Annotated in this window: 7 protein-coding genes; all 7 read left to right on the top strand. The window is 72.4% G+C overall.

Translation table 11 applies throughout. The features are described 5' to 3' along the window. Positions 1-443: 443 nt before the first annotated feature. The 7 genes from uvrC (at position 444) to tpiA (ending at position 9,619) form a co-directional block, all read left to right on the top strand. A complete protein-coding gene (uvrC, locus tag AAHZ94_RS20745) occupies positions 444-2,699 on the top strand; it encodes an excinuclease ABC subunit UvrC (RefSeq protein WP_349994482.1) in 2,256 nt (751 codons plus the stop codon). Between the two features lie 26 nt (positions 2,700-2,725). Next, the gene (gene rapZ, locus AAHZ94_RS20740) at positions 2,726-3,625 is read left to right on the top strand and encodes an RNase adapter RapZ (RefSeq protein ID WP_349994481.1); all 900 of its coding nucleotides are present in this window, start codon (positions 2,726-2,728) and stop codon (positions 3,623-3,625) included. Then, positions 3,622-4,668 carry a gluconeogenesis factor YvcK family protein gene (locus tag AAHZ94_RS20735; RefSeq protein WP_349994480.1) on the top strand — a complete coding sequence of 349 codons (1,047 nt, stop codon included), beginning with the start codon at positions 3,622-3,624 and terminating at the stop codon, positions 4,666-4,668. The genes rapZ and AAHZ94_RS20735 overlap by 4 nt, the downstream gene beginning before the upstream one ends. Beyond that, complete coding sequence (gene whiA, locus AAHZ94_RS20730; protein WP_349994479.1) at positions 4,659-5,657, top strand: DNA-binding protein WhiA; 999 nt, start codon at positions 4,659-4,661, stop codon at positions 5,655-5,657. The genes AAHZ94_RS20735 and whiA overlap by 10 nt, the downstream gene beginning before the upstream one ends. A 769-nt stretch (positions 5,658-6,426) precedes the next feature. Next, the gene (gene gap / locus AAHZ94_RS20725; RefSeq protein WP_349994478.1) at positions 6,427-7,431 is read left to right on the top strand and encodes a type I glyceraldehyde-3-phosphate dehydrogenase; all 1,005 of its coding nucleotides are present in this window, start codon (positions 6,427-6,429) and stop codon (positions 7,429-7,431) included. Between the two features lie 194 nt (positions 7,432-7,625). Then, positions 7,626-8,837, top strand: a complete 1,212-nt coding sequence (locus tag AAHZ94_RS20720; protein ID WP_349994477.1) for a phosphoglycerate kinase — start codon at positions 7,626-7,628, stop codon at positions 8,835-8,837. A gap of 5 nt (positions 8,838-8,842) precedes the next feature. Further along, positions 8,843-9,619 (top strand): triose-phosphate isomerase, encoded by a 777-nt coding sequence (gene tpiA / locus AAHZ94_RS20715; RefSeq protein ID WP_349994476.1) that lies wholly within the window; start codon positions 8,843-8,845, stop codon positions 9,617-9,619. Positions 9,620-9,766 lie beyond the last annotated feature (147 nt).

Here is a 9,766-nt window from a genome sequence, read left to right as displayed (position 1 = left end):
GGGGGGGCGGGGGGGGGGGGGGCGCCGGCCCGCGGCGCCGGCGCCGGCGCCCGGGCGCGCGGGGGCGGGCGGGGGGCCCCCGGCCGCCGGCCCCCCCCCCCCCCCCCCCCCCCCCCCCCCCCCGCAGCCGCGTCCGGCGAGGTGCACAACCCTCTGTTCGTGGCGCGGCGCCGGCCGCCGTCTTGCCTGCCACCGACCGCCGTTGGCGGACGCCGTCGCTGGTCAGCGCCGATGGCCGTGCCGGTGCTGTGCCCACGCCGTGCCCGCCGGCCGGTCCACGGCACGGGTCGGCGCCGGCCACGGCGCGCAGGTGTGCGCGGCCCGCGCCCCGTCGCCACCTGCCCGGGCCGCCCGTGGCGTCTCCGCCCCCCCCTGCCCGGCGCGCCACGTGCCGGCGGCGCACCGCGGCCGGACTGTCACACCCCGCCAGTAGGGTGGTGACCATGGCCGACCCCAGCAGTTACCGCCCCAAGCCGGGACAGATCCCCGACTCGCCGGGGGTCTACAAGTTCCGGGATCAGCACGCCCGCGTGATCTACGTGGGCAAGGCGAAGAGCCTGCGCCCGCGGCTCTCCTCGTACTTCCAGGACCTGGCGAACCTCCACCCGCGGACCCGCACCATGGTCACCACGGCCGCGTCCGTGGAGTGGACCGTGGTCTCCACCGAGGTGGAGGCGCTCCAGTTGGAGTACGCGTGGATCAAGGAGTTCGACCCCAGGTTCAACGTCAAGTACCGCGACGACAAGAGCTACCCGTCGCTGGCCGTCACGTTGAACGAGGAGTTCCCCCGGGTCCAGGTGATGCGCGGCCCCAAGCGCAAGGGCGTCCGCTACTTCGGCCCGTACGGCCACGCCTGGGCGATCCGCGAGACCGTGGACCTGATGCTGCGCGTCTTCCCCGTCCGCACCTGCTCCGCCGGGGTGTTCAAGCGCTCGGCCCAGATCGGTCGGCCCTGTCTGCTCGGGTACATCGGCAAGTGCTCGGCCCCGTGCGTGGGCCGGGTCAGCGCTGAGGAACACCGGGCGCTGGCCGAGGAGTTCTGTGACTTCATGGCCGGCCGCACCGGCGCCTACATCCGCCGCCTCGAAGCGCGGATGCGCGAGGCGTCCGAGGAGATGGAGTACGAGAAGGCGGCCCGGCTGCGGGACGACGTCGAGGCGCTCAAGCGCGCCATGGAGAAGAACGCCGTCGTCCTCACCGATGCGACCGACGCCGACCTGATCGCGGTCGCGGAGGACGAGTTGGAGGCCGCGGTGCAGATCTTCCACGTGCGCGGCGGGCGCGTGCGCGGTCAGCGCGGCTGGGTCACCGACAAGGTCGAGGCCGTGGACACGGCCGGCCTGGTCGCCCACGCGCTCCAGCAGTTGTACGGCGAGGAGCGCGGCGACGCGGTGCCCAAGGAAGTGCTGGTCCCGGTGCTGCCCGAGGAGACCGCGGCCATCAACCAGTGGCTGACCGACCGTCGCGGTGCGAACGTGTCGCTGCGCATACCCCAGCGCGGCGACAAGAAGGACCTGATGGCCACCGTGGCCAGGAACGCCCAGCAGGCCCTGGTGCTGCACAAGACCAAGCGCGCGTCCGACCTGACCACCCGCTCCAAGGCGCTGGAGGAGATCGCCGAGGCGCTGGACCTGGAGACCGCGCCGTTGCGGGTCGAGTGCTTCGACATCTCCCACCTCCAGGGCGATGACGTGGTCGCCTCCATGGTGGTCTTCGAGGACGGCCTGCCGCGCAAGAGCGAGTACCGCCGCTTCCAGATCAAGTCCTTCGCCGGCCAGGACGACGTCCGCTCCATGCACGAGGTGATCAGCCGCCGCTTCCGGCGCTACCTCCAGGAGATGCAGAAGACCGGCGAGTGGGACCTGGCTGCTGGTGGTGGTGCTGGTGGTGGCGTCGGTCGGTCGGCGGGCGTTGCGGGCGAACCGCCTGCCGGCGGTGTGGGCGGTACGGGCCTGACCGGCACGGACCCGCTCGACCCAGGCCAGCCCGGCGCGCAGCAGCCCGGCGCGGGCCTGCTCGCTGTGCAGCAGCCCGGCGCTGACCCGCTCGCCACGGGGCAACCCGGCACGGGCCCGCTCGGCGCGGAGCAGCCGGGCCCGGACGTTGCGGAAGAGGACCGGGGCGCCGACGGACCGCGCGAGGAGGACGGCCGGCCGCGCCGCTTCGCCTACCCGCCGCAGCTCGTGGTGGTCGACGGCGGGCAGCCGCAGGTCGCCGCGGCCCAGCGGGCCCTGGACGAGCTCGGCATCGACGACGTGGCCGTCTGCGGTCTCGCCAAGCGGCTCGAAGAGGTCTGGCTGCCGGGCGAGGACGATCCGGTGGTGCTGCCGCGCAGCAGCGAGGGCCTGTACCTGTTGCAGCGAGTGCGCGACGAGGCGCACCGGTTCGCCATCACGTACCAGCGCAGCAAGCGCGCGGCGAGCTTCAAGGCCGGCCCGCTGGACGCGGTCGCCGGGCTCGGGGACACCCGCAAGCGCGCCCTGCTCAAGCACTTCGGCTCGCTCAAACGGCTACGTACGGCGACCGTCGAGCAACTCTGCGAGGTGCCCGGCATCGGCCGCAAGACGGCCGAGACCGTCGCCGCGGCCCTCGCCCCGGCGGCCCCGGCCGCCCCGGCGGTGAACACCGCCACAGGAGAGATCATTGAAGATGACGCCGCGACCACGGCGGCATCATCAGAAACGGGGGACACACGGTGAACGCGATCGATGGAGATGAAGCGCAGATGAGTACGGGCACCCCGGGCGAGGCGACGGACGCGTCGGCCATCCCCGAGCTGGTGATCATCTCTGGCATGTCAGGCGCCGGGCGCAGCACGGCCGCCAAGTGTCTGGAGGACCTCGGCTGGTTCGTGGTGGACAACCTGCCGCCCGCCCTGATCCCCACCATGGTGGACCTCGGCGCGCGCTCGCAGGGCAACGTCGCCCGGATCGCCGTCGTCGTCGACGTGCGTGGCCGTCGCTTCTTCGACAACCTCCGCGAGTCCCTGGCCGACCTGGAGGCCAAGCACGTCAAGCGGCGGGTGCTCTTCCTCGAAGCCTCCGACGACGCGCTCGTACGCCGCTTCGAGTCGGTGCGCCGCCCGCACCCGCTCCAGGGCGACGGCCGCATCGTGGACGGCATCGCCGCCGAGCGCGACCTGCTGCGGGAGCTGCGCGGCGACGCCGACCTGGTGATCGACACCTCCAGCCTCAACGTGCACGAACTGCGCGCCAAGATGGACGCCCAGTTCGCCGGCGCCGAGGAGCCGGAGCTGCGGGCCACGGTCATGTCCTTCGGCTACAAGTACGGCCTGCCGGTCGACGCCGACCTGGTGGTGGACTGCCGCTTCCTGCCCAATCCACACTGGGTGCCCGAGCTACGCCCCTTCACCGGGCTCAACGAGGAGGTATCCGGCTATGTCTTCAACCAGCCGGGCGCCAAGGAGTTCCTTGACCGCTACACGGAACTGCTCCAGTTGATCGCCGCCGGATACCGCCGCGAGGGCAAGCGGTACGTGACCATCGCCGTCGGCTGCACCGGCGGCAAGCACCGCAGCGTGGCCATGTCGGAGAAGCTGGCGACCCGGCTGGCGGCCGAGGGAGTGGAGACCGTGCTCGTGCACCGGGACATGGGGCGCGAGTGACGATCCGCTCCCGGAGGTTCCGCCGACTGGTCGGAGCCCGTACCCAGCAACGTGCGCAGCCCAAGGTCGTCGCGCTCGGCGGCGGCCGGGGGCTGTCGGCGTCGCTCGCGGCGCTGCGGCGCATCACCGGCGACCTCACCGCCGTCGTCACGGTCGCCGACGACGGCGGTTCCAGCGGACGGCTGCGGGACGAGCTCGGCGTCCTGCCCCCCGGTGACCTGCGCAAGGCGCTGGCCGCGCTGTGCGGCGACGACGACTGGGGACAGACCTGGGCCCGGGTGATCCAGCACCGGTTCGCCAGCGAGGGCGAGCTGCACGGCCACGCCGTCGGCAACCTGCTCATCGTCGCCCTCTGGGAGCAGCTCGGCGATCACGTCAAGGCCCTGGAATGGGTCGGCAGGCTGCTCGGCGCGCACGGCCGGGTGCTGCCCATGTCGGCCGTGCCGCTGGAGCTCCAGGCCCTGGTCAGGGGCCACGACCCACAGCGGCCCGAGGAGATCAGCACCGTCCGCGGGCAGGCCACCGTCGCCCTCACGCCGGGCGAGGTGCAGTCGGTGCACCTGGTCCCGCACGACCCACCGGCGGTGCCCGAGGCGGTCGCCGCCGTGCTCGACGCCGACTGGGTGGTGCTCGGTCCCGGCTCCTGGTTCTCGTCGGTGATACCGCACCTGCTGGTGCCGGAACTGCTGGACGCGCTGATCGAGACGAAGGCGCGCCGTGTCCTTTCGTTGAACCTCGCACCACAGCCCGGCGAAACCGAAGGATTCTCTCCGCAGCGTCATTTGGAGGTTTTGGCCCGACACGCCCCTAAACTCGCCCTGGACGTGGTGCTGGCCGACGAGGCCGCCGTGCTCGATCGGGACACCCTCCGCGAGGCCGCGGCGCGGCTCGGCGGCACGGTCGAGCTGGCGCCGGTGGCCGCGCCTGGAAGTTGCCCCCAGCTCGATGCCGGGGGCGGCTCGGCCAGGCACGACCCCGAGCTGTTGGCCGCCGCGTATGACCGTATTTTTCGGATGCATGGAAGGATCGGCCCATGGCGATGACGGCTGCGGTGAAGGATGAGATTTCCCGGCTTCCCGTCACCCGGACCTGCTGCCGGAAAGCGGAGGTCTCCTCCATCCTGCGGTTCGCTGGCGGGCTGCACCTGGTCAGCGGGCGCATTGTGATCGAGGCCGAGCTCGATACCGGCATCGCGGCCCGCAGGCTGCGCAAGGACATCCTGGAGATCTTCGGGCACGCCTCCGATCTGGTGGTGATGGCCCCCGGCGGGCTGCGCAGAGGCAGCAGGTACGTGGTGCGGGTGGTGGCGGGCGGCGATCAGCTCGCCCGGCAGACCGGGCTGGTCGACGGCCGCGGCCGACCGATCCGCGGCCTGCCCCCCCAGGTGGTCTCCGGTGCGACCTGCGATGCGGAGGCGGCCTGGCGCGGCGCCTTCCTCGCCCACGGGTCGCTCACCGAGCCCGGCCGCTCCTCCTCCCTTGAGGTGACGTGTCCGGGGCCTGAGGCGGCCCTCGCACTGGTCGGCGCGGCCCGCCGGCTCCAGATCGCGGCCAAGGCGCGCGAGGTGCGCGGCGTTGACCGGGTCGTCGTCCGGGACGGGGACGCCATCGGCGCGCTGTTGACCCGGCTGGGCGCGCACGAGTCGGTGCTCGCCTGGGAGGAGCGCCGGATGCGGCGCGAGGTGCGGGCCACCGCCAACCGGCTGGCCAACTTCGACGACGCCAACCTGCGCCGCTCGGCCCGGGCCGCGGTCGCCGCCGGCGCCCGCGTGCAGCGCGCCCTGGAGATCCTGGGCGAAGAGGTGCCCGAGCACCTGGCCGCAGCGGGGCGGCTGCGGATGGAGCACAAGCAGGCGTCCCTGGAGGAGCTGGGCGCGCTCGCCGACCCGCCGCTCACCAAGGACGCGGTGGCCGGCCGGATCAGACGACTGCTGGCCATGGCCGACAAGCGCGCCCAGGACCTGGGCATCCCGGGGACCGAGTCCAACCTCGCCGACCTCGGCGAGGAGATGGCCGAGGGCGTCGTCGGCTGACCCTGCGCGGGAGGGGGAGGCGGCTGCCCCGGCATGGGATGGCGGCTGGCTCGTGGGGGAGGCGGGCGGGGCGCCGCCGGAGTGCCCTGGTCCGTGGCCGCCGCCCGCCCCGGCGGATGTCGCGTACTGGCCGTACCCTCCGCGGACGGCCGCGTGCCGGCCACCCCCTTCGAGGGCGGGGCCGCGTGCCGGCCGCCGCCCGACCTCCACGGACGGGCGCCCCCCGTACCGCCCTCCCCTCGCGGGCGCCGCGTACTGGCCGTACCTTTCGCGGACGGCCGCGTACGGGTTGCCCTCGCGGACGTCGCGTACCGCAGTGCCGCGCGGACGGCCGCGCACCGGCCACCCCCGCAGACGCCACCCGTCCCCACGGCCGCCGCGTGCCGGCCGCTGCCACCCGCGCCGTCGCGTGCCGGCCGCGGCGCCCGCGGCCATCGCACGCCCTTCCGTTCGCCCCCGCCATCTGATAGTGAGCGGCCGGCGCGGTGAAGCGGTCAAGGGTGGGGCGCTCCGCTCACCCGATGGTCCCCCGGTGTTTCCCGGTCGGCTCACCCGCGGGTTCACCCGGTGTTCCGCCCGTCGTCGTCAGGGGCCCGGCGGGCTGCTCCCGCACCGGCTCCGTGGCGGCCCAGGCCCGTGTTTGAGCGGCTGTCGGGCGCCGGTCAAATGTCACGTACGGGTCGCGTACGAGGTAGGGTCGAGGGCGGTCGGGGACATCCCATACAGCTCGCCGGCGTCCAGACCGGCACACCAACGAGGAGATCGGTTCGTGACGATCCGCGTAGGCATCAACGGCTTTGGCCGTATCGGTCGCAATTACTTCCGCGCGCTCCTGGAGCAGGGTGCGGACATCGAGATCGTCGGTGTCAACGACCTGACCGACAACGCCACCCTGGTCCACCTGCTGAAGTACGACTCGATCCTGGGCCGTCTGAAGCAGGACGTCAGCCACACCGAGGACACCATCACGGTGGGCGGCCAGACCTTCAAGACCATGGCCGAGCGCGACCCGGCCGCCCTGCCCTGGGGCGAGCTCGGTGCCGACATCGTCATCGAGTCCACCGGCATCTTCACCAAGCGTGAGGACGCCGCCAAGCACCTCGCCGCCGGCGCCAAGAAGGTCCTGATCTCCGCGCCCGCCAAGGACGAGGACATCACCATCGTCATGGGCGTCAACCAGGACAAGTACGACGCGGCCCAGCACCACGTCATCTCCAACGCGTCCTGCACGACCAACTGTGTGGCGCCGATGGCGAAGGTCCTCGACGAGAACTTCGGCATCGTCAAGGGCATGATGACCACGGTCCACGCCTACACCAACGACCAGCGCATCCTGGACTTCCCGCACAAGGACCTGCGCCGCGCCCGGGCCGCCGCGGAGAACATCATCCCGACCTCGACGGGCGCCGCCAAGGCCACCGCCCTGGTCCTTCCGCAGCTCAAGGGCAAGCTGGACGGCATCGCCATGCGCGTGCCCGTGCCCACTGGCTCGGTCACCGACCTGGTGCTCGAACTGAGCCGCGAGGTCACCAAGGACGAGATCAACACCGCGTTCCAGAAGGCGGCCGAGGGCCAGCTCGCCGGCGTCCTGGAGTACACCGAGGACCCGATCGTCTCCTCGGACATCGTCAACTGGCCGGCCTCCTGCACCTTCGACTCCTCGCTCACCATGGCGCAGGGCACGCAGGTCAAGGTCGTCGGCTGGTACGACAACGAGTGGGGCTACTCCAACCGCCTGGTCGACCTGACCACGTTCGTCGGCGGCCAGCTCTAACATCCCCGTCGCACGGCCCGGCCCGCCCGCGGGCACTGCCGGGGCGGGCCGTGAGTACGGAGCGCGGAGCGGAGCCCCGGTCAGCGGGGCACCGAGATGTCGTGCGGACAGGGCTCGGGTGACGCGACGCCGCGTCGTCCGAGCCCTGTCCCGTGCAGCAGGCCCACCGAGGAGACGCAAGGAGTCCAGGAACCATGAAGACGATCGACGACCTCATCGAGGGCGGCCTGGAGGGCAAGCGCGTGTTCGTACGCGCCGACCTGAACGTGCCGCTTGAGGGCGCCACCATCACCGACGACGGCCGCATCCGCGCCGTCGCCCCGACGATCGCCAAGCTCGCCGCAGCCGGCGCCAAGGTGATCGTCGCCTCCCACCTCGGCCGTCCCAAGGGCGCGCCGGAGGAGCGGTTCTCACTCGCCCCCGTCGCGGTGCGCCTCGGTGAACTGCTCGGCAAGCAGGTCACGTTCGCCACCGACACCGTGGGGGACAGCGCGAAGGCCACCGTTGCCGCTCTGGGCAACGGCGAGGTCACGCTGCTGGAGAACCTCCGCTTCAACGCCGGCGAGACCAGCAAGGACGACGCCGAGCGGGGCGCGTTCGCCGACCAGCTCGCCGCCCTCGCCGACCTGTACGTCGGGGACGGTTTCGGCGCCGTGCACCGCAAGCACGCCTCGGTCTACGACCTGCCGGCGCGACTGCCGCACGCCGCGGGCGACCTGATCGCCACCGAGGTCGGCGTGCTCAAGAAGCTCACCGACGACGTGCAGCGCCCGTACGCGGTGGTGCTCGGCGGTGCCAAGGTCTCCGACAAGCTCGGGGTCATCGACCACCTGCTGGAGAAGGCCGACCGCATCCTGATCGGCGGCGGCATGGTCTTCACCTTCCTCAAGGCGCAGGGCCACGAGATCGGCACCTCGCTGGTCCAGGAAGACCAGCTCGGCACCGTCCGCGAGTACCTGGCGCGGGCCGAGCAGCGCGGGGTGGAGTTCGTCCTGCCCGTCGACGTCGTGGTCGCGCCCGGCTTCCCCGACCTGGCGGCCAAGGCGGCCACGCACCCCAGCACGGTCGCCGTGGACGCCATGCCCGCCGACCAGATGGGCCTGGACATCGGCCCCAAGACCAGCGAACTGTACGCATCGAAGCTCGCCGACGCGGCCACCGTCTTCTGGAACGGGCCGATGGGCGTCTTCGAGCACCCCGACTACGCCGACGGCACCCGGGCCGTCGCCCAGGCACTCCTCGACAGCTCGGCCTTCTCGGTGGTCGGTGGCGGGGACTCGGCAGCGGCCGTGCGCATCCTGGGCTTCGACGAGAACGCTTTCGGCCACATTTCGACCGGTGGTGGCGCCAGCCTCGAATACCTCGAAGGCAAGACGCTCCCCGGCCTCGCCGCACTGGAGGACTGAACACCGTGAGTGACCGTACCCCGCTGATGGCGGGCAACTGGAAGATGAACCTCAACCACCTTGAGGCCATCGCGCACGTCCAGAAGCTCGCCTTCGCGCTCGCCGACAAGGACTACGAGGCCGTCGAGGTCGCCGTCCTGCCGCCCTTCGTCGACCTGCGCTCGGTGCAGACGCTGGTCGACGGCGACAAGCTGAAGATCAAGTACGGCGCCCAGGACATCTCGGCGCACGACTCCGGCGCGTACACCGGCGAGATCTCCGGGCCCATGCTCGCCAAGCTCAAGTGCAGCTACGTGGCCGTCGGCCACTCCGAGCGCCGGCAGTACCACGGCGAGACGGACGAGATCTGCAACGCCAAGGTGAAGGCCGCCTACAAGCACGGCATCACGCCCATCCTGTGCGTCGGCGAGGGCCTTGAGGTCCGCAAGGCCGGCGAGCACGTGGCGCACACGCTCGCCCAGGTGGACGGCGGCTTGCAGGACCTGCCCGCCGAGCAGGCCGAGACCATCGTGATCGCGTACGAGCCGGTCTGGGCGATCGGCACCGGCGAGGTCGCCACGCCCGAGGACGCGCAGGAGGTCTGCGGGGCGATCCGCAAGCGGCTGGCCGAGCTCTACAGCCGGGACCTGGCCGACCGGGTGCGCATCCAGTACGGCGGTTCCGTCAAGGCGGCCAACATCGCGGCGATCATGGCCAAGCCGGACGTGGACGGCGCGCTGATCGGTGGCGCGGCGCTCGACGCGGACGAGTTCGTGAAGATCGTTCGCTTCCGCGACCAGTAGGCAGCTATGACGGCGGGGCCACCCCGTCGTACCCTGTCGGGGGGGGGGGGGGGGGGGGGGGGGGGGGGGGGGGGGGCGGCGCGGGCCGGGGGGGGGGGGGGGGGGGGGGGGGGGGGGGGGGGGGGGGGGGGGGGGGGGGGGGGGGGG

It is taken from the genome of Streptomyces sp. HSW2009 (assembly GCF_040240285.1).
In the GTDB taxonomy this organism is placed as follows: domain Bacteria; phylum Actinomycetota; class Actinomycetes; order Streptomycetales; family Streptomycetaceae; genus Streptomyces.
Note: the sequence above shows the minus strand (reverse complement) of the source record. Positions and strands in the feature narration are given on the sequence as shown.